Below are 17,859 nucleotides of genomic sequence, written 5' to 3'. Positions count from 1 at the left end.
TCAGGTGAAGGGCTGGCGAAAGGCGAACGCGGCATAGGCCTGCTCGGCGGTGTCGAACCACCGGTAGGCGTCGGCCCGCCAGGCCTTGTACGATTCGTACACCTTGCGGTAGGTCGCATCCGCGGCGGCCTGCTCCTCCATCAGGTCGACCGCCTCCCGGTAGGCGGCCTGCATGACGTCGTCGGGGAAGCGGCGGAGCTGGACGCCCTGTTCGAGGAGGCGGCGCAGCGCCGGCGGGTTCTTGGCGTCGTAGCTGGCGAGCATGTTCACGTTGGCCTCGGCGGCGGCGGCTTCGAGGGCGTGGCGGTAGTCCCCGGGCAGGCCTTCCCAGGCCTGCCGGTTGACGTAGAAGGTCAGGGCCGGGCCGGGCTCCCACCAGCCCGGATAGTAGTAGTAGCGGGCGACCTCGTGGAAGCCGAGCTTTTCGTCGTCGTAGGGGCCGACCCATTCCGTGGCGTCGATGGCACCGCGTTCGAGGGCCGGGTAGATGTCGCCGCCGGCGAGCACCTGCACCGTGACGCCGAGCCGGTCCATGACCCGCCCGCCCAGGCCGGGGATGCGCATCTTCAGGCCCCGCAGGTCGCGCAGGCTGTTGATCTCGCGGCGGAACCAGCCCCCCATCTGCACGCCCGTGTTGCCACCGGGGAAGTTGAGCACGTTGAAGTCGGCGAAGAGGGCGCGCGTGAGGGAGAGCCCGTCGCCGTGGTAGAGCCAGGCATTGTACTGGCGGGCCGTCAGGCCGAAGGGGACGGTGCAGTCGAAGGCCAGCGCGGGGTTCTTGCCGATAAAGTAGTAGCTGGCGGCATGGCCCATCTGAACCGTACCCTTCTGCACCGATTCGAGCACCTGGTCGAACGGGACGATCTCGCCGGCCGGGTAGACGCGGATACGGAAGCGGTCTTCGGTGAGGGCGCGCACGCGCTCGGCCAGCACTTCGGCGGCGCCGAAGATGGTGTCGAGCGAACGGGGGAAGCTGGAGACGAGCCGCCACGTCACGCGGGGCCGGGTTTGCACCGCCGCCGTCCCGCCTTCTCCGGCGGTCCGGTTGCCGCATCCGGCCAGCAGGCCCGTCGCGGCGGCACCGGCGGCGGCCTTGAGGACAAAGTCACGCCGTTTCATCCTGGTAGGGTTTTTTCTGAGGAGGGCAGGTACCGGGGCGGCAGTATACAGGCTGCCGGCTGGAGGTGCAACACGCCGCCTTCCGGTCAGCCGCGCGGTCGCAACGGCCGCATGACGACCTCCGAGATGAGGTAATTGTCCGGCGTCTCGAGCAGGTGCATCACGGTGCGGCCCACGTCCTCGGCCGTCATGGCGTTGGGGGCGGGATTGCTGCCCGAGGTCTGGAAAAACTCCGTCGCGATGGAGCCGGGGTAGACGCACGAGACCTTGATGCCGTCGTCGCGCAATTCCTTCATGAGGGCCTCCGAGAAGCCCCGCAGGCCGAACTTGGTGGCGTTATAGGCGCTGATGTTCGGGTTGCCGATCAGCCCGGCGATCGAGGCGATGTTGACGATATGCCCGCCGAAGCCGGTCTCGGCGTTCTGCTGCTTCATCACCGGCACGGCGGCGCGGGTGCAGAGGAAGACGCCGCGCAGGTTCGTGGCCACCTGCACGTCCCAGTCCTCGACCGAGAGCCGGTCGACGGGGCCGAACTTGCCCAGGCCGGCGTTGTTGATGAGCACGTCCAGGCGGCCGCCCTCGCGCCGGATCGTCTCGAAGGCCCGGGCGACGGCCGCCTCGTCGGTCACGTCGCACACGACGGGGTGAAACCGCTCGCCCAGGGCCTCGCGCACGGCCTCCAGGCGTTCCTGCCGGCGGGCCAGCCCGAAGACGCGGGCGCCCCGTTCGACGAGCATCTGCGAGAAAACCCGGCCCAGCCCGCTGCTGGCACCGGTGACGACAGCCACTTTGTCTTGAAGGTTCATAGGGTTCAGGCACAGGGTTGAACGAAACGATAAGGCGCCTTCCCGGAAAGCCGGTGGCCCGGAAAGACGCCTCTCTGTATGGCCGAGACGGACAATGGTTCGCGCTCAGTTCCGTTTTTGGAAGTGTTGCCCGGGCACGCCGGTGTTCACCTTCAACTCCCGGACGACGAACGTCATCGTCAGGGTGCCGCTTTCGAGGATCTCCTCGAGCTTTTTCAGCTGGGGTTCGAGCATCTTCCGCATCCTGTCGGCCTGGGCTTCGGGCATCCCGGCCAGCTGTTTTTCCAGTTCCGCCATGCCCTTCCGGGCCTCGGCCAGCTCTTTCTCGGAGATGTCGGCCTGCAGGCCCGAGAGGCGCATGGTCGTGCGGAAGGGGTGGAGCAGGCCTTTCGTTTCCCGGTAGTCCTCGAAGCGCATTTCGGCTTCCACCTCGCGCGGGGCTCCGTCCTGCCGGTGTTCCATCCACATGTGCATCTTCACCGGCACCAGATGTTCGGCATCCACGTACAGGTCGAGGCGTTTGGGGGTGGTGGCGGGGTCGGCGTGCAGGGCATCCGGCGGGAACTCCTCGAAGCGCAGGTGATGCACGGGGCGCCCGTCGATCGCCGCCTGCCCCACGTGTTCGCCGTAGCCTGCCATGTTCGCCAGGAACACGCGCGGGTCGTTCATCATGGGATCGTCCTCGTTCAGCGCACCCATCGCGGGCAGGCCTTCGACGTTGAACTCGGTGTAGGCGTCGTAGGAGCGCCGGCCGTCGCGCTCGACTTTTTTGTAGTAGGTGGTGAACTGTTCGGTGACGACCGTGTAGTCGTCGATGCCGGCCATACGGGCCTCGTAGGCTTCGACCATCTGCCGGAGGATGTCATCGGCGGACTGGGCGCGGGCGGCACCCGCGAACAGGCAAAGGGACAACAGCGCGAGGAGGCGGCGATGAAGCAAGCAGGAAAACATGGCACATAGGGGTTGACGTGCGAGAAAAATGGCGACAGGCGCCGCAGGCGGAGACGAGCACTGAACGACAAGGATACCGTGGGCGCCGAAGGCATGATCGGGCCTGGCAGGGTTTGTGTCAAGGGCGGCCCGGGCATATACTGGACGCGACGACGACAGAGCGGCAAAACGTGATCGAATGGCAACACGACAGGAGCAGGAGGCGGCCCGTGAGATGGCCGCGTTGCTGGCAAAGGGCCTGCCGCGGACGGACCCGCTGGTGATCGACGGGCGGCGCCTCGCCCCCGAGGCGGTGGTGGCGATCCTGCGGCCCTATCTGACCGATGAACGGGCCGCCCGCATCGAGGCCGTCCTCGACGGGCGCACCTACACGGTGGTGCCGGTCGTGGAGGGCCTCGTGGATACGGGCAACGTGAGCGCCGTCATGCGCAGCGCCGAGGCCCTCGGCTACCAGGCGTTCCACATCATTACCGGGCCGGAGCGGTTCAAGACGTCGAAGCGCACCACGCAGGGGGCCGACAAGTGGCTGGACGTGCACACCTGGCGCACGCCCGCCGACGCCGTCGCCTACCTGAAGGCCGCCGGTTACGCCGTCGTGGCCACCCACCTGGACGACACCGCCCTGCCCATCGACGCCTTCGACTTCACGCAGCGGACGGCGCTCGTCTTCGGCAACGAGCGCGACGGCGTCTCGGAAGAACTGCTGGCGCTGGCGGACCGCCGGTGCATCATCCCCACGCCGGGCTTCGTCGAGAGCTTCAACATCTCGGTGGCGGCCGCTGTCAGCCTCTACCACGCCTACCGCGATCGCCTGGCGCGGCAGGGCTACCATGGCGACCTCACGGCGGAAGAACGGGCTCGCCTCCGTGCCCGGTTCTATGCCCGCTCCGTGCGCCACGCCCGCGCGCTGCTGCGGCAGGCCCTGGCCGGCAACCCGGGGCCGTGAAAAAGGGAGCCCCGGGCGGGGACGCACGTACGGGCGTCAATCGAGACTACCCGCACGCCATGAAGCTCTACCGCCTGCAGGCCCTTCAGCGTGACCGGCCCGGCGAGCGCGGCGGTCGTTCCCCCCGTCGCGTCCCCTTCGTCGCGGACCACCGCGCTCCGGTACCGGTCAGTCCGTCGGATACCAGAGGTAGTTACCCTGGCGGTCGATATAGCCGTATTTCCGGCGCTCGCCGGTGTCGAGGCGGACGCGGGCGGCACCGCCCCGGAAGGGCCACACCTCGTCGAACCGGGGCTCGACGATGAAGTTACCCGCCGGGTCGATGAAGCCCCACCGGTCGTCGACCATGACGGCGGCCCGGCCCTCCGAGAAGGGGCGGGCCTCGTCGAACTGGGCGGGGATGACGAGGGTGCCGCGGGCGTCGATGTACCCCCACTGGTTGCCGTCCTTGCGCACCGGGGCCCGGTCGTCGGCGAAGCCGGCGGCGCTGATGAACTGCGGGCTGATGGCCGTGCCCTGTTTCGTGTCGATGTAGCCCCAGCGATCGCTGATCTTGACGGCGGCCCGCCCGTCGGAGAAGGGGTGGGCGGCGGCATACTGCAGCGGGATGACGAGCCGCCCGGACCGGTCGATGTAGCCGTAGGCGCCGTCGTCGCGGACGAGGGCCAGGCCGTTGGAAAAGCCGGGCGTCTCGACCTCGTCCAGGTCGGGCGTGGTCTCGTGACGGACGACCTGCCCGTCCCGGTCGATGTAGGCCCAGTCGTAGTCGAGGGTACGGACGAAGGCCCGGCCTTCGGCGAACGGATGGGCGGCGGTGAACTGCGGGTTGATGACGAAGGCCCCGCGGTGGTCGATGTAGCCCCAGCGGCCGTCCATGCGCACGGCGGCCCGCCCGTCGGAGAAGCTGCGGGCCTCTTCGAAGCGCGGCTCGATCACGAAGGTGCCTCCGCGGTCGATGAAGCCGAAGCCGCTGTAGGTGCGCACCAGGGCCACGTCTTCGGCGAACGGTTCGGCCTGGCGGAACGTAGGCTCGATGACCATGCGTCCCGTCGCGTCGATGTAGCCCCATTCCCCGTCGAGCAGGACGGGGAACAGCCCGTCGGTCAGGGATTCGTCCTTGCCGTTGAGAAAGTCGCAGCCGGCCGCGGCCGGGAGCAGGAGGAGAGCCAGGCCATAGGGTACCAGTCGTTTCATGCCTCGAACGGTGCGTTTCGGATATTCGCTTTTGAGGGGGAGGCGGGTCTCAGCGTGTGGGATACCAGACGTACGCGCCCTGCCGGTCGATGTAGCCGATCTCCGGGTCGTCTTCGCGTCCGGTGAAAACGCGGGCCAGGCCGTCGCGGAAAGGCTCGGCCAGCATGAAGTGACGTTCCATGGCGATCCGGAGGCTGGTTTTGCTCAGGAACGTCCAGCGGTTGTTCAGGCGCACGGCAGCCAGGCCCTCGGCGAACGGCCGGGCGTCCCGGAACTGGGGTGGCACAACCAGCCGGCCGGTGCGGTCGATGTAGCCGTATCGCCCGTTCTGGGCCACCGGGGCCAGGCCCTCGGCGAACGGGCCGGCGGCTTCGAAGCGGGGGGCGATCACCGGGTTGCCCCGGCGGTCGAGGTAGCCCCAGCCGTCGCTCGTGGCGAAGGGGGCCAGGCCGCCGGCAAAGTCGCCGGCCGCCTCGATGGTGAAGGGCGGGTCGATGGCGATGCCTCCGTCTCGGTCGATGTAGATCCAGCCGTCGGTGCTCTCGACGGCGGCCAGGCCTTCGGCGAAGGGGCGGGCGTCGCTGAAGCGGGGCTCGATCACCAGGGTGCCGGCGGCATCGACGTAGCCCCAGAGGCCGCCGAGGCGCACGGCGGCGCGGCCTTCGGCGAAGGGGCGGGCGAGTTCGAACTGGGGGTCGATCACGACGTCTCCGTTCCGGTCGATGAAGCCGTAGCCGGCGTCGCCGCGCACGGCGGCCAGGCCTTCGGCGAAGGGGGTCGCCACGCGGTAGACCGGGGGGATCTTCAGCGTGCCGGCGGCATCGACGTAGCCCCAGAGGCCGCCAAGCTGCACGGCGCCCAGCCCTTCCGCAAAGGGCATGGCCGCTTCATACCGGGGCACGATGGCCATGCGCCCGGTGGCGCTGATATAGCCCCAGGCTTCGTCCAGGCGGACGGGGTAACGGCGGTCGGCCGGGGCCGTGGTGTCGTCCCCTTCGAAAAGGTCACAGCCGGCTGCCAGGGTTGCGAGCAGGACCATCATCCAGCCGGCCGGCAGCCACCCCGACCTGCGGTGCGGGATCTGCGACTTCATCCGGAACGGCAAACGGGTACGAATCATGGTTGCAGGTCGATAAGCTGAAACGAGATAAGGCTTCCGTCCAATCTGGCAGGTGTGGCGACAAAAGGCTCGCCGCCGAAGGGAGGCGCGGTAGGTGCCGCATCGGGCCTGTTGAGAGATGTGCTTACCGACACCCCCGGCCCCCCTTCGGCGGCGAGCTATTTTTGTCTGGATGGCATGATCACTCCGTCTTTAGCGAATCAGGGTCATCCGGCGGGTGCGGGTGCCGTCCGGCGTTTCGAGGCGATAGAGGTAGGTGCCGGAGGCCAGACCGGCGGCGTCGAACGTGAGGCGGTGGCGGCCGGCGGGCCGGACGTCCGCCGCCAGGGTGCGGAGGTGGCGGCCCTGTGCGTCGAATACCTGGAGCCGGACCGGGCCGGCGGTGCGTAGCGAGAACGCGATCTCGGTGGTCTGCCTGAACGGGTTCGGATAGTTCGGTTCGAGCGTGAAGCCGGCGGGCGCTTCGGGGGGAGGCGTGGCGACGGCGGTCTTGTCCCCAACGAAGGCGAGGCGGTCGAAGGAGCGACCGAGCACGGCATCGACCTCGGCGGGGGGAAGGCCGAACCAGTCTTCGAGGAGGGTGGCGTAGACGGCGCGGTAGTCGGTGGTGAAGCGGGGGTCGCCCCCGTAGAGGTCCTGCAGGTCGGAGGGGGTGCCGTAGAGGCCGCCGTCGAGGCCTCGGCCGAAGAGGAGCATGGGGGCACCGGCGCCGTGGTCGGTGCCGCCGGAGCCGTTCTCCCGCAGGGTTCGCCCGAACTCGGAGAAGGTCATCACGACGACGCGGCGGTCGAGTCCGTCGGCGGCCAGGTCTTCGAAGAAGGCGGCCACGGCGCCGGCCAGGTCGCCCAGGCGGGCGGCATGCGGGCCGGTGGTTCCTCCCTGCCCGGAGTGGGTGTCGAAGCCGCCGAGGGAGACGGTGTAGAGCGGCGTGGGCAGGCCCCCGCGCAGCATGCGTGCCACCACGGCCAGGTTGGCGGCGAGGCCGGCGTTGGGGTAGCCGGCCAGGTTGGACCCGGCGGCGGCGGCGTCCTGCACGGCGGCCACGTAGCGGAAGGAGGCGTTCGTGACGTCGCGCACGAAGGCCAGGGCGGTGCCGTAGGCCGTGGCCGGCACGCCGGCCGTGTCGTAGAAGCCGCCCTGTTCGAGGAAGCGCTGGAACTGGGCGGCGTCGCCGAAGGTGACGCTCAGCCCGCCGAAGGGGCTCTGGAAGAGGGTGGCCGGCCCGCCGATGCGCACCGCCAGCGGGTATTCCAGCGGCGTGAACCCGTCTTCGAAGAAGGTCTCGGTGAGGTAACGGCCGAGCCATCCGGTGCTCTCGCTGTCCCCCTGGTCTCGGGCCGTGGCCCAGTTGACGGTGCCCTCGAAGTGGGAGCGGGTCTGGTTCGCGTAACCGGTGTTGTGCACGACGGCCATGCGCCCGTCGTCCCACAGGGGTTGCAGCGCCTGCATGGCCGGGTGCAGGCCGGACTCGTCGTCGAGGCGAAGGGCCTGGCTCTTCGGGATGGCGATGGTGGGCCGCTGCTGGTAATAGACGTCGTTGTTGACGGGGATGACGGTGTTGAGGCCGTCGTTGCCACCGCTGAGCTGGATGAGCACGAGGATGCGGTCGGTTTCCTGGCGGCGGAGGAGGTCGAGCAGGGGCATGCGCCCGAAGGCGTGGGCGGGCCGCCCGGCGACCGAGAAGGCCACCCCGGCGGAGGCCAGGCCCATCCGCACGAGGAAGTCCCGGCGGGTCCAGCGGGCGTGGTCCTCCCGGTGGGCCGGGCCGTGCTCCAGGCAGGCACCGTGGCGCGGCCGGTCGGTGTGATGGAAGCAGGCGTCGTGCATGGGCGAAACGGGTTCCGTCAGGTAAGCTGGTAGGCAGGGAGCTGGACGAGGTAGGCCAGGTAGGCCCGTAGCAGCGTCCGGGCGTCGGTGGCCTGCGGCGCCCCGGGATCGGTGAGGACGGGCCAGCCGTAGTGGGGCAGGCCGTCCAGGAGCAGCTTGGTCAGGTTGAGGACGTAGGCCGGGGCCTGCTGCGCCTCCGGTGGGAGCGGGTGGGCCTCCATCCCGGCGAAGTCCTCGCTCACCTCGCGGATGCCGGTCTGCTCCAGCGGTACGGGGATCATCGTCTCGGCCAGGTCCACGGCCAGGGCGAAGGGATCGGACGGATCCGAGAGCTTCATCGCCAGCTCGACGGGGTCGTAGGCTGCCCCGAGGTTGCCGTAGATCAGGTCGGCGGCGAAGGCCCATCGCTCGGGCAGGGTGGTGTTGGTGAGCCAGGCGTAATGCCCCGGCAGGCCGCCGGCGTCGGGCGGGTTGAGCCCGGGCCACCCCGCCACGTTGGGCGGGTTGAACAGCTCCTGGCCCAGCGACAGCGGCGCCAGCACCTCCCGGACGTTCTCGAGCAGGGCCTGCGTGGGCACCACCTCGGTTTCCCGCAACAGGCCGATGACGAACTCGACGGGGCTCTTGATGCGGGCCCCGATGAAGGCGTCCTCGTAGAAATGCGCGCTCTTGAGCAGTTGCTTCACTACCGGGGCGATCTCGAAGTCGTGTGCCAGGAACGTCTCCGCCAGTCCGGCCACGATGGCCTCGTCCGGCACCGCCTGCACGAAGTAGGTGTAGAGCTTGCGGCAGACGTAGTGGGCCGTCTGCCGGGCGCGTTTCTCGAAGAGGAGGTCAACGACGTCGTCATAGTCGAAGGCGCCGGTCTCGCCCCAGACCTGCTTGAGGCCGCCGTCGTGCCGGGCCGGGTCGAAGGACGCCCTGCGGTCGCCGGTGACGACCCAGCCGGTCAGCGCCCGCGCGATTTCCTTGATGTCGGTCTCGGTGTAGTTGAGCGACCCGTCCGGGCCGGTCTGTCCCATGGTGAACAGTTCCAGCAGCTCCCGGGCGTAGTTCTCGTTGGCCTTGCCCCGCTCGTTGACGAACCCGTCCAGGTAGACGAGCATGGCCGGGTTCAGCCCGATCTTCCGGACGAGCGTGCGGAAGTTGCCCAGCGCATGCCGGCGCAGCAGGGTGTAGTAGTCGTAGACGAGATGGGCCGCCGAGAGGGAGGTCTTGGAGCGGATGCCCGTGTACTGGGTGACGAAGTGGTTGTGCCAGAACAGGGTCATCTTTTCGATGAGCCCTTTCGTGCGCATGGCCTCGAACCACGCCCGCTGGAGCTCATAGATCTCGCTGATGCCGGAGGTGTTCGAACGGCCGTACCAGGCCGGTGCTTCGGGCAGGGGATCGGCCTGGGCGGCAGCCACGAGCCGGTCCACGGCGGTGGCGGCATTACCGTCGGCCAGGACGCCGTCGACCTCGCGTTTGATGGCGCCGAAACCGGTTCGGCGGACCAGGTGACGGGCCTGGCGACGCGTCCAGGGACCGGCGTAGGGCTCCAGGCCGGCCCTGCGGCGCGGGTTGGCGGAGACGGGCCGGTCGGGGATGCGAAGAAAGCTTCGCCGGTGCATCGTTCCTCTCTGCGTTGGTCCTCGTGCCTTCGGCCCAATCCCTCCCACCAAGGTCGAACCGGCACGGCTGCCATGTCCGCCGATTTCGTCAAGAAAAGATGTCATTATCTTGACGATGTGGGCCTGCGTCGTGGGCTTCTCCCTGTCACAGGGATCGGTTCAGGGAGGGGACCAACTTAAAAGCGAGGTGCCGGTTTTTTTCCGCTCCCCTGGGGCGCGGGGCCGGGTTCCGGGGCGTCAACCCTCCTCGTGCTCCCCCTTCTTTTTGACGATGATCATGGGAGCGGGGCGGCCGGCGGCGTCGTCCCATCGCTGGAGCCGGCCGGGCTGGAGCCGGCCGTGTGCATGCTGGAGATGCAGGAACGTGAAGGTGCGGTCGAAGCGGACCTCGGCGCTCGACTGTTCGATGACGGGCACCCATGTACCGGTGTTGTAGAACCATCGCCCCGCGTGCTCGAACTGGTCCGGGTTGTGGGTGTGGCCGAAGGTGATGAGGCGGCAGTCCGGCAACGTATCGAAGCGCTCGCGGGCGAACGCGTTCAGGCTCGGCGGTTCTTCGAGTTGCAGGTAGGCGACGATGCGTGCGAGGAAGTACGAGAGGATGGGCCAGAGCAGCGTCTGCAACGCCCCGGTGACCCGGCGGAGGATGAAGCTGTCGGTGGCCAGGGCGGCCTGCACCGGCTCGGCGGCGGGAGACAGCACCTGCCACAGGTGCCACCCCATCAGCCCGAGCGGCACCCCGACGGCCAGCAGCATCACCAGCGCCCGCCCGAAGACGTACCGGTAGTACTTCTTCGGGATGACGCGCAGGGCGAACGGGATGTGGAAGAAGAGCAGCTTCAGCGCCAGCGGGAAGCGTTCGCGCACGAGCAGCGGCAGCAGCTGCTCGCGCGGCCGCACGTTGTCGATGTAGGGGTAGTCCAGCTCGATGCGGTTGATGAGGTAGCGGTTGAAGAACGAGCCGAAGGGGATGTTCAACTCGGTACCGTCGCCGATGACGGGCCCGCCGACGACGGCGGTGAAGCGGTCGAAGACGTGCCCGTGCTCGATGAGCATCTCGCGGTCGAAGAGGAGCCGGTCATGGATGAAGTGGAGGTGTGGCAGGACGGTGGTGCGCAGGACGGTTTCGAGGTCGGTGCCCGTCCGCGCGGCGAGGTGTTCGGCCAGGGCCAGGCGCAGCAGGTTGCGCACGGCAAGCCAGTACCACTCCAGGTCGTGGTTGCCGCGCACGATCACGAGGCGGTGCCCGGCCAGCATCCATTCGGCCAGGGCCGCCAGAAACAGCGGGTGCCCGCGCAGCGACAGGTCCAGTTTCCAGACGGACTTGAAGTCGTTCGTCCGAAGCCCGAAGGTACGCTCTTTCCTGATGAGGGCGGCGCGGAGCGTGTCCGTGTCGTAGTCGAGCCCGATCTGCCGGAGGCGTTCTGCCCACCGGCCGAAGTCGTCGTCGGTGTGCGGGATGACGGTGATGCGCATGAAGTCGACCACGTCGCCGTTGAGGACGAGCCACGCCGGGGTGTGCCGGAGGCGGGTGCGGGTGTCTTCGAGGAAGCGGTGGAAGGCATCGTCGGCGAAGAAGTTTTCCGTGCCGGGGTAGCGCCCGTCGTGTTCGAGGCCCTCGGCCAGGTGCAGGTCGCTCACGACGACGAGGTCCCCGCCTTCGAGCGAGCGGGCCACGGTGCCGGCTTCGTCATAGGCCGGCGCCGGTCCGCGCGCCTCGCAGTGCAGCAGGAGGTCGGCGATTTTCGGATCGGAGAGGGGCAGGGTCATGGCCCGGGAGGGGTTCGTTTCAGGGCGGGTTCGGGGTACCGGCGGCCGGTGGGCGGAGCTTCAGGTAGCTGCCGAGCAGGTAGAGGCAGACGAGCAGGTTGAAGGGCGTCGAGAGGAGCAGGCCCAGCCGCCCGAGGCCGGTGACGCTGCCGGCGAAATAGAGGTACGTCCAGTCGGCGAAGAGCTCGCTCAGGCGCATCCCGGCCACGACGGCCAGCCAGTACGGCGCCGACGACCAGCGCAGGGCCGCCACGAGCTGGAAGAGGGCAAACGCCGCCCAGAGGGCACCCGTCCGGCGAAGCAGTCCCTGCGGGTCCACGTAGTCCGCCCCGTGAAGCGTCTGGAACCACACCTCCGGAAAGAAGAAACACGTCACCGCATAGACCAGGTCGAGCACGACGAAGCCGTAGAGCAGGACGTTGAGAACCGTTCGATTGCCTGTCAGCATGGGGGCAGAGGTTGGAAAATGGCGGGATGGGTTCCACGTTCCGTGCTTCGGGTTTCAGGTCGCTGTGCCTGTGAGCCGGAACCGGTCAGCGTTTCCGGACGCGCGTCCAGTACCAGAGGACGAACAGCCCGGCGACGCCGTCGAAGGCGACGGCAGCCCAGGCCGCACCGGCGAGCAGGCCCTGGGTGAGGGCCGCGCCGCCGAGGGCGGCTCCGCACACCTTTTGCAGGCCCGTCCACAGGACGGCCACCGGCTGTGGGCGCCGGGCGAGGACGGCATGCAGCAGCGCTCCGCCGAAGAGGAGCGTCAGCAGGCTCACCGTCACGAACAGGTAGACGGTGGCCGTGGTGGGCTCCACGGCCAGCATCGACAGCACCGGGCGGGCCGCGACGATCTGCCCGGCGCCGCTGAGGATCGTCACGGCGGCGAGGGCCAGCGCCACCCGGTCCGGCCAGCGTGGGGTCCGGGCCGGCGTCGTCATGGGGCCGGCTCCGTCCACAGCGCCTTGAGCGCGAAGACCACATACCCGGCGAGCACGGCCAGCAGCACGAAGCCGAGCCACAGCGGGATGCCGAAATAGTTGTCCCAGATCAGGTAGAACACGCCGTGCGCCACGTCGAACAGCAGGGCGCCCAGCGCCAGCGCGAAGAGGGCCGGTGCCCAGGTTCTGCCGCGGCGCAGCCCCAGTCCTGCCACCACCCCCAGCGGAATGACCAGCCCGGCGTCGCAGATGATGTAGGCCAGCCGCACCGGCCGCGAGACGATCTCGTCCCAGCCCGTGGCGACACCGTAAATCCAGCCGAGCGCCAGCAGGCCCAGCAGGCCCCACAGCACGTAGACGGCGATGCGTAGTCGTTTGCTCATCGTTTTGAGGAAGGCAGGTGAGGGGAGAAGGAACACCCGGCGCTATTTCGCGCGGATCAGTACGATGCCGACGGCCACGATCCACACGATCAACGGCAGCAGGCTCAAGCCGAAGATCAGGTCACCCGTCTGTGAGACGATGACAAACTTGCTGACGAGGATGCCCGCCGTCGCCACGCCGCCGGCGAAGAGGCCGAGGAGGGCGATCCAGCGCCGGTAGCGCGGGGTCCGCAGCATCGCCACGCCGAACAGCACGGCGGCCACGAAGATGAGCACCAGGTGCGCCACCTCCAGCATCACGCTGTAGGGCCAGTAGGCGTCGTAGAGGAAGACCACCCGCTCCTGCAGCGCGGCGTCGGCCACCACGTACGTATCCGCCAGGTGTTTGAAGACGGTCGGGTGGGTGAGGATCTGCACTGCCCCGATGGCTGCCCCGACGATGACGAACACCGTGCCGATCCGTACCAGCCAGCCTCGCTCGGGGAACGAAGCCGCCACGCCGAGGACGAACGGGATGAAGACGAAGTACGAGACGGTCACGATCAGGTGGACGACGCCCCAGAGGTCGGTGCGGGCGATGAGCTCGAGTGCCGCCCGCGTGTCCCCCGGGATGGGCGGGTGCAGCCCGTTGCCGGCGACCTGCATCAGCGCCACCACCAGCGCGCTCCACCCGCCGATCTTGATCAGGGTTCTGTCTGCCATGGCTTGTTCCGGAAGGATGAGGAAAAGCGGGTTCAGAAGGCCGGCGCAGGTCGCGCGCGGATCAGCACGATGCCGACGGCCACGATCCACACGATCAGCGGCAGCAGGCTCAAGCCGAAGATCAGCCCGCCCGTCGCCCCGTGGACGACAAACTTGCCCACGAGCACCCCTGCCGTCGCCACGCCGCCGGCGAAGAGGCCGAGGAGGGCGATCCAGCGCCGGTAGCGCGGGGTCCGCAGCATCGCCACGCCGAACAGCCCCACGGCCACGAAGATGAGCACCAGGTGCGCCACCTCCAGACCCGTGCTGTAGGGCCAGAACGTTTCATAGAGAAGGACCGCCTCGCTGCGCAGTGCCGCCTCCCCGCTCACGTACACCTCGGCGACGAAGCGGAACAGGGTCAGGTGGGTGAGGATCTGCACCGCCCCGATGGCCGCCCCGGCGATGACGAACACCGTGCCGATCCGTACCGGCCAGCCCGGCGCAGGGAACGAAGCCGCCACGCCGAGGACGAACGGGATGAAGGCGAAGTACGACACGGTGATGATCACGTGGATGACGGGCCAGCGCCCGGTGCCGGCGATCAGGGTGAGGGCCGCGTCCGTATCCGCCGGGATGGGCGGGTGCAGCCCGTTGCCGGCGACCTGCATCGCCGCCACGATCAGCGCGAACCACCCGCCGATCCGTACCAGCGCCGCGTTGCGAGAAGAAGGCATCGTGTGAAGCATCAATGTTGAGATCAAGATGCAATGAGACCCGGCACGAACCGCGAGAGCAGCCGCAGGCCGTAAAACGTGATCGGAGGATAGAGCCCGTCGGCCAGCGACCAGCCGAGCACATAGGCGAAATTACCCCGGAAAAGGTGGAAGAAATGGTCGTGATCCCACGTGCCGAAGAGCAACTGCTCGGCATACTTCACGATGAGGCTGAACGTGGCAAACACGATGAACTGCACCGCCATGGGGTGGTCCTCCCGGATGCCCAGGTAAAGGAACGTCAGGCAGAGACCGATCCAGAGAAAGGTGTGCATGAAGTTGTTGATCCACGGCAGGAAGCTCATGAACCCGGCCAGGTAGAGCAGATAGTTGGCGATGAAAACCGAGACGGCCCACGTGCCGCCGATGACGAAGAACGTCTTGCGCTCGGCCGGCTCGATGCGCCGCTTGTGCAGGCGGATGACCACGAAGAGCGCCGCATAGAAGACGAGCAGGCCAAAGACGCGCAGCGGTGTGACGGTGTAGTCGGGCATGGGACAGGGGGAGTGATGTACCGGGGCACACACGGACCGGCACGGCTGCGGCCTCCGTGCGCCGTTCAAAGAAACAGGCGGACGCCGGCCGCTCACCCGATGCGCCCGGCGGCATACTGGGCCAGGGCCATCACCGTCAGCTGGGGATTGACGGTGAGGCTGGTCGGGAAGACGCTGGCGTCGCAGAGATACAGGTTGTCGAAGCCGTGGACGCGGAAGTCCGGGCCGACGACGCCCCGCCGGGGGTCGGCGCTGAGGGCGTTGCCCCCCTGGGGGTGCCCGGTGCCGAGCGTCATCATCCGGGCGTCGCCGGCCACGTCCAGGATCTCGCGGGCGAAGCGGTCCGCGTCCGTGTAGGCGTGGTAGCGCCAGGTGTTGACCAGCACGCGCCGGGCGCCGGCGGCAAAGAGCAGCAGGCCGAGGTTTTTGAGGCCTGTGGCCAGCCGGTGCATGTCTTCGGGATCGGGCGTGTAGGAGATGTCCGCGCCGCCGGTGAGGGCCGGCACCACACGCGCGTTCGACTTCGTCCCGACGAGCACGCCCACGGCCATCATCTGCCCGTAGCGGCGCATGTTCTCGTAATGGTCCTCGAACCACCCCGGCATGTTGATCGCCTGCGAGACGGCCGGATTCCACCACGTCTCGTACACAAAGCCGGCCTGCTGGAGGCCGGGCGGCAGGCCGTAGTGGGAGATCTGCAGGCCGTCGTAGGCGTTGAGCGTGCGGTCGAACTCGGCCGTGAGGGGGGCGCCCATGTTGAAGCTGGCGTGACGCCCGACGGGCAGGTCGCGGGCGATGCCGCTGCGCAGCAGCAGGAACGGCGAGGCCACCGCGCCGGCCGCCAGCACGTACGTTTTCGCCCGGATGGTCAGTTTCCGCCCGTCCGGATACCGGGCCCGCAGGTCGACGACCTGCTTCGGCGTGCCGCTGCGTGCCCGCAGGCGAACCACCTCGCATTCGGAGAGAATCCGCACCCGGCCGGGAAAGTCGCGCTGGGCCCAGGGCAGCACCGTGTCCAGCATCGAGAGCTTCTTGCCGAAGGCGCAACCGATGTTGCAGTAGCCGCAACCGAAGCATCCCGCGACGCCCGCCTCCGGATCGCTCACCAGGATGTTGGCGTCGACGACGTCGGCCGCATAGCCCAGGCCCGATCTGGCAAGGCCGTCGAGGTAGAGGGGGAAGGAGGGGTTGAGCCGGACGCGGTCCGCCCGCATGGGACGGATGGGCAGCCAGTCCCGGACGAGGCGGGCGGCGTCGTAAAGGGCGTTCTTGTCGAGGCCGGCCTGCCAGGCGCCGTTCCAGTGGTCGACCACGTGCTCGGGCGGGTCGAAGCAGACGGCGTTGTTGACCACGGTGGTGCCGCCCACGCAGCTTCCCTGCAGCACCGTGAAGCGGAAGTCGCGCGTCTGCTGGAAGACGCCGTCGGCGTACAGCTTGCCGATCATGTCCACCTCGTCCTCGGTGAAGTCCTTCGGCTGGACGTACCGGCCCCGCTCGACGACGAGCACCGAGCGGCCCTGTTCGGCCAGGCGGTAGGCGAGCACGGCGCCGGCGGCCCCGCTCCCGACGATGCACACGTCGGTTTCGAGCACGTCCTTCCGTACCCGGTCCGGCGTGTCCACGTCGAGCGGGTGTTCCCGCTTCGGCGGAATCGGCAGCGTCCCGTACCGTTCTCGTTCGGAGAAGCGCCGGTAGCCGATGCCCGGATGCACCCGCGGGTCGTTGTAGTAGCCGACGTAGGTGAGCTGCTTCGCCACGCGGATCATGGCCTGCACGAGCTGCCGGTAGACGTCGGGCATGGCCTTGAACAGCACGTCGCGGTAGAAATGCCGCTTCAGGTGGCGCAGGCGTTCCTCGGAGGAGAGTTCGGGAAAAGGAGGTTTGAAGTAGAGGAGGGGATGGAGGTGGAGGGAGAAGAGGACGATCCGGTGCACCCACCGCCGCCGGGCGTTGATGTTGCGAATGTAGCGCTCCACGTTGCGGGCCACGTCTTCGGGCGGGATGGCCTCGTCTTCGCCGTGCACCACCACGTCGGCCAGGGCCTGCAACGTGCGGTATTCCATCGGGCGGAAGAAGGCGAGGCGGTAGCGGGCCGTGTAGGCGGCCAGGTAGAGGATGAACACGAGGACCACGAAGCCGGTGGACAGCAGGAAAGAGCCCCACACGAGGGCTTCCACCTCGAAGCTCCACCCGGCGTAGGGCAGGGTGCCGCCCGTGTCGGCGAAGGCGGCGTAGAGGAGAAGGGCCAGGGCCGAGGCGATGTAGGCGGCAATCAGAATGCCGGTGAGGGACAGGTTCCGGCGCAGGTCGCGGGCGATGTGGAAACACAGCACCGCCAGCGTGCCGGCCTTCACCGCCGAAGCGGCTACGAACGGCAGCCGCCGGAAGAACCGTTCGGCATAGCCCAGGAACGGGCCGGCGGCGTAGTAGACCGCGGCCACCCCGAGCAGCAGTCCGGTGGCGATGAGCAGGCCCCGCATGCGACGCTCGGCCAGGGTCAGGTTGCCCGGTAGGGCAGCGGCCGGTGCGGGCGGGGCGCTCCGGCGATAGCGCAGGTACGCCACCAGCACGAGCAGGCCCGCGCCCGCGTGCGCGCCGATCAGCAGCAACCACAGCACCCGCTTGGCCGGGTCGGCCAGGAGGAGAAACGCGGCGGTCACCACCACGGCCAGGCCCTGTGCGCCGGCGACGAGCCGGACCAGCGCCGCCCGCACCGGCAGGTTGGCGGCGGCGTAGAGACACAGCGCCATCAGCGACACGTCCAGCGCCACCGCGTTCGCCACGAAAGGCAAGGCGCCGAAAAACGGCCGGAGCGGTACGATCAGCGGGCCGGCGAGCGTGGCGAGGGCACTCACGAAATAGGCCACGGCCAGCAGGCGGAGCACGCCGCGCAGCAGCTTCTCTGGGGCGATGGAAGACATGGAGAGGACCCCCGTCGATGGATCTCACCGGCCCGGGACCGGTGCGAAGCGGCACAGGGCACGCCGGGCGTGCGGCACGGCGTCGTGAAAGTTTCGGTTTCACCCCCCGTTCGACCGGCAACGGGCCGGACGGCGAACAAAGAAACGAGCCGCGAAAAACGCAGGCCGGGCGGGCGGCACCCCGGGAAAAGCAACGGGGCCTACGGCGCAAGAGAACGGCGGAACGACGATTTCCTTCTCGAATAGTACCCGAAGGCCTTGACCGGTCGGCACGATTCGCAGCCAAGGTAATCAATAATTTAACAAAAGGTAAAACCTGCTCCGGGGAA

16 protein-coding genes are annotated in these 17,859 nt (G+C 68.4%); 1 reads left to right on the top strand and 15 read right to left on the bottom strand.

Annotation, left to right across the window (positions count from 1 at the left end):
- The 3 genes from GQ464_RS07815 to GQ464_RS07805 form a co-directional block, all read right to left on the bottom strand.
- Window positions 1-1,119 (bottom strand): TRAP transporter substrate-binding protein, encoded by a 1,119-nt coding sequence (locus GQ464_RS07815; protein WP_166979606.1) that lies wholly within the window; start codon window positions 1,117-1,119, stop codon window positions 1-3.
- A gap of 86 nt (window positions 1,120-1,205) precedes the next feature.
- Complete coding sequence (locus GQ464_RS07810; protein WP_166979608.1) at window positions 1,206-1,925, bottom strand: SDR family oxidoreductase; 720 nt, start codon at window positions 1,923-1,925, stop codon at window positions 1,206-1,208.
- Window positions 1,926-2,030: 105 nt separating this feature from the next.
- Window positions 2,031-2,876, bottom strand: coding sequence for a hypothetical protein (locus GQ464_RS07805; RefSeq protein ID WP_166979610.1), 846 nt, complete (start codon window positions 2,874-2,876; stop codon window positions 2,031-2,033).
- Window positions 2,877-3,054: 178 nt separating this feature from the next.
- On the opposite strand from GQ464_RS07805, the gene GQ464_RS07800 reads away from it, so the two are divergent.
- Window positions 3,055-3,822, top strand: coding sequence for a TrmH family RNA methyltransferase (locus tag GQ464_RS07800; protein WP_228350708.1), 768 nt, complete (start codon window positions 3,055-3,057; stop codon window positions 3,820-3,822).
- Between the two features lie 168 nt (window positions 3,823-3,990).
- Here the strand turns inward: GQ464_RS07800 and GQ464_RS07795 are convergent, their stop codons facing one another.
- The 12 genes from GQ464_RS07795 to GQ464_RS07740 all read right to left on the bottom strand — a co-directional run bounded on the left by GQ464_RS07795 (window position 3,991) and on the right by GQ464_RS07740 (window position 17,530).
- A complete protein-coding gene (locus tag GQ464_RS07795) occupies window positions 3,991-5,016 on the bottom strand; it encodes a WG repeat-containing protein (RefSeq protein ID WP_166979612.1) in 1,026 nt (341 codons plus the stop codon).
- Window positions 5,017-5,065: 49 nt separating this feature from the next.
- On the bottom strand, window positions 5,066-6,136 hold the full coding sequence (locus GQ464_RS07790) for a WG repeat-containing protein (RefSeq protein ID WP_166979614.1): 1,071 nt from the start codon (window positions 6,134-6,136) through the stop codon (window positions 5,066-5,068).
- Between the two features lie 192 nt (window positions 6,137-6,328).
- Window positions 6,329-7,963 (bottom strand): DUF1501 domain-containing protein, encoded by a 1,635-nt coding sequence (locus tag GQ464_RS07785; protein WP_166979616.1) that lies wholly within the window; start codon window positions 7,961-7,963, stop codon window positions 6,329-6,331.
- A 17-nt stretch (window positions 7,964-7,980) separates the two neighbouring features.
- The gene (locus tag GQ464_RS07780; RefSeq protein ID WP_166979618.1) at window positions 7,981-9,576 is read right to left on the bottom strand and encodes a DUF1800 domain-containing protein; all 1,596 of its coding nucleotides are present in this window, start codon (window positions 9,574-9,576) and stop codon (window positions 7,981-7,983) included.
- A gap of 237 nt (window positions 9,577-9,813) precedes the next feature.
- Window positions 9,814-11,346: a metallophosphoesterase gene (locus GQ464_RS07775; protein WP_166979620.1), complete on the bottom strand. Its 1,533-nt coding sequence runs from the start codon at window positions 11,344-11,346 to the stop codon at window positions 9,814-9,816.
- Between the two features lie 19 nt (window positions 11,347-11,365).
- A complete protein-coding gene (locus GQ464_RS07770) occupies window positions 11,366-11,794 on the bottom strand; it encodes a hypothetical protein (RefSeq protein ID WP_166979622.1) in 429 nt (142 codons plus the stop codon).
- Between the two features lie 85 nt (window positions 11,795-11,879).
- A complete protein-coding gene (locus tag GQ464_RS07765) occupies window positions 11,880-12,275 on the bottom strand; it encodes a hypothetical protein (protein WP_166979624.1) in 396 nt (131 codons plus the stop codon).
- Complete coding sequence (locus GQ464_RS07760; RefSeq protein ID WP_166979626.1) at window positions 12,272-12,658, bottom strand: DUF8058 family membrane protein; 387 nt, start codon at window positions 12,656-12,658, stop codon at window positions 12,272-12,274. Before GQ464_RS07760 ends, GQ464_RS07765 begins: the two co-directional genes overlap by 4 nt.
- Window positions 12,659-12,700: 42 nt before the next feature.
- On the bottom strand, window positions 12,701-13,360 hold the full coding sequence (locus tag GQ464_RS07755) for a DUF4386 family protein (protein WP_166979628.1): 660 nt from the start codon (window positions 13,358-13,360) through the stop codon (window positions 12,701-12,703).
- Between the two features lie 32 nt (window positions 13,361-13,392).
- Window positions 13,393-14,076: a hypothetical protein gene (locus GQ464_RS07750; protein ID WP_166979630.1), complete on the bottom strand. Its 684-nt coding sequence runs from the start codon at window positions 14,074-14,076 to the stop codon at window positions 13,393-13,395.
- Between the two features lie 23 nt (window positions 14,077-14,099).
- Window positions 14,100-14,609 carry a hypothetical protein gene (locus tag GQ464_RS07745; protein WP_166979632.1) on the bottom strand — a complete coding sequence of 170 codons (510 nt, stop codon included), beginning with the start codon at window positions 14,607-14,609 and terminating at the stop codon, window positions 14,100-14,102.
- A gap of 92 nt (window positions 14,610-14,701) precedes the next feature.
- Window positions 14,702-17,530, bottom strand: a complete 2,829-nt coding sequence (locus tag GQ464_RS07740; protein WP_166979634.1) for an FAD-dependent oxidoreductase — start codon at window positions 17,528-17,530, stop codon at window positions 14,702-14,704.
- Between the last annotated feature and the right edge of the window lie 329 nt (window positions 17,531-17,859).

The organism is Rhodocaloribacter litoris, from assembly GCF_011682235.2.
In the GTDB taxonomy this organism is placed as follows: domain Bacteria; phylum Bacteroidota; class Rhodothermia; order Rhodothermales; family ISCAR-4553; genus Rhodocaloribacter; species Rhodocaloribacter litoris.
Note: the sequence above shows the minus strand (reverse complement) of the source record. Positions and strands in the feature narration are given on the sequence as shown.

Coding starts and splice junctions, on each gene's coding strand:
- GQ464_RS07815 (WP_166979606.1), bottom strand. CDS start 1,119: ATGAAACGGCGTGACTTTGTCCTCAAGGCCGCCGCCGGTGCCGCCGCG.
- GQ464_RS07810 (WP_166979608.1), bottom strand. CDS start 1,925: ATGAACCTTCAAGACAAAGTGGCTGTCGTCACCGGTGCCAGCAGCGGG.
- GQ464_RS07805 (WP_166979610.1), bottom strand. CDS start 2,876: ATGTTTTCCTGCTTGCTTCATCGCCGCCTCCTCGCGCTGTTGTCCCTT.
- GQ464_RS07800 (WP_228350708.1), top strand. CDS start 3,055: ATGGCAACACGACAGGAGCAGGAGGCGGCCCGTGAGATGGCCGCGTTG.
- GQ464_RS07795 (WP_166979612.1), bottom strand. CDS start 5,016: ATGAAACGACTGGTACCCTATGGCCTGGCTCTCCTCCTGCTCCCGGCC.
- GQ464_RS07790 (WP_166979614.1), bottom strand. CDS start 6,136: ATGATTCGTACCCGTTTGCCGTTCCGGATGAAGTCGCAGATCCCGCAC.
- GQ464_RS07785 (WP_166979616.1), bottom strand. CDS start 7,963: ATGCACGACGCCTGCTTCCATCACACCGACCGGCCGCGCCACGGTGCC.
- GQ464_RS07780 (WP_166979618.1), bottom strand. CDS start 9,576: ATGCACCGGCGAAGCTTTCTTCGCATCCCCGACCGGCCCGTCTCCGCC.
- GQ464_RS07775 (WP_166979620.1), bottom strand. CDS start 11,346: ATGACCCTGCCCCTCTCCGATCCGAAAATCGCCGACCTCCTGCTGCAC.
- GQ464_RS07770 (WP_166979622.1), bottom strand. CDS start 11,794: ATGCTGACAGGCAATCGAACGGTTCTCAACGTCCTGCTCTACGGCTTC.
- GQ464_RS07765 (WP_166979624.1), bottom strand. CDS start 12,275: ATGACGACGCCGGCCCGGACCCCACGCTGGCCGGACCGGGTGGCGCTG.
- GQ464_RS07760 (WP_166979626.1), bottom strand. CDS start 12,658: ATGAGCAAACGACTACGCATCGCCGTCTACGTGCTGTGGGGCCTGCTG.
- GQ464_RS07755 (WP_166979628.1), bottom strand. CDS start 13,360: ATGGCAGACAGAACCCTGATCAAGATCGGCGGGTGGAGCGCGCTGGTG.
- GQ464_RS07750 (WP_166979630.1), bottom strand. CDS start 14,076: ATGCCTTCTTCTCGCAACGCGGCGCTGGTACGGATCGGCGGGTGGTTC.
- GQ464_RS07745 (WP_166979632.1), bottom strand. CDS start 14,609: ATGCCCGACTACACCGTCACACCGCTGCGCGTCTTTGGCCTGCTCGTC.
- GQ464_RS07740 (WP_166979634.1), bottom strand. CDS start 17,530: ATGTCTTCCATCGCCCCAGAGAAGCTGCTGCGCGGCGTGCTCCGCCTG.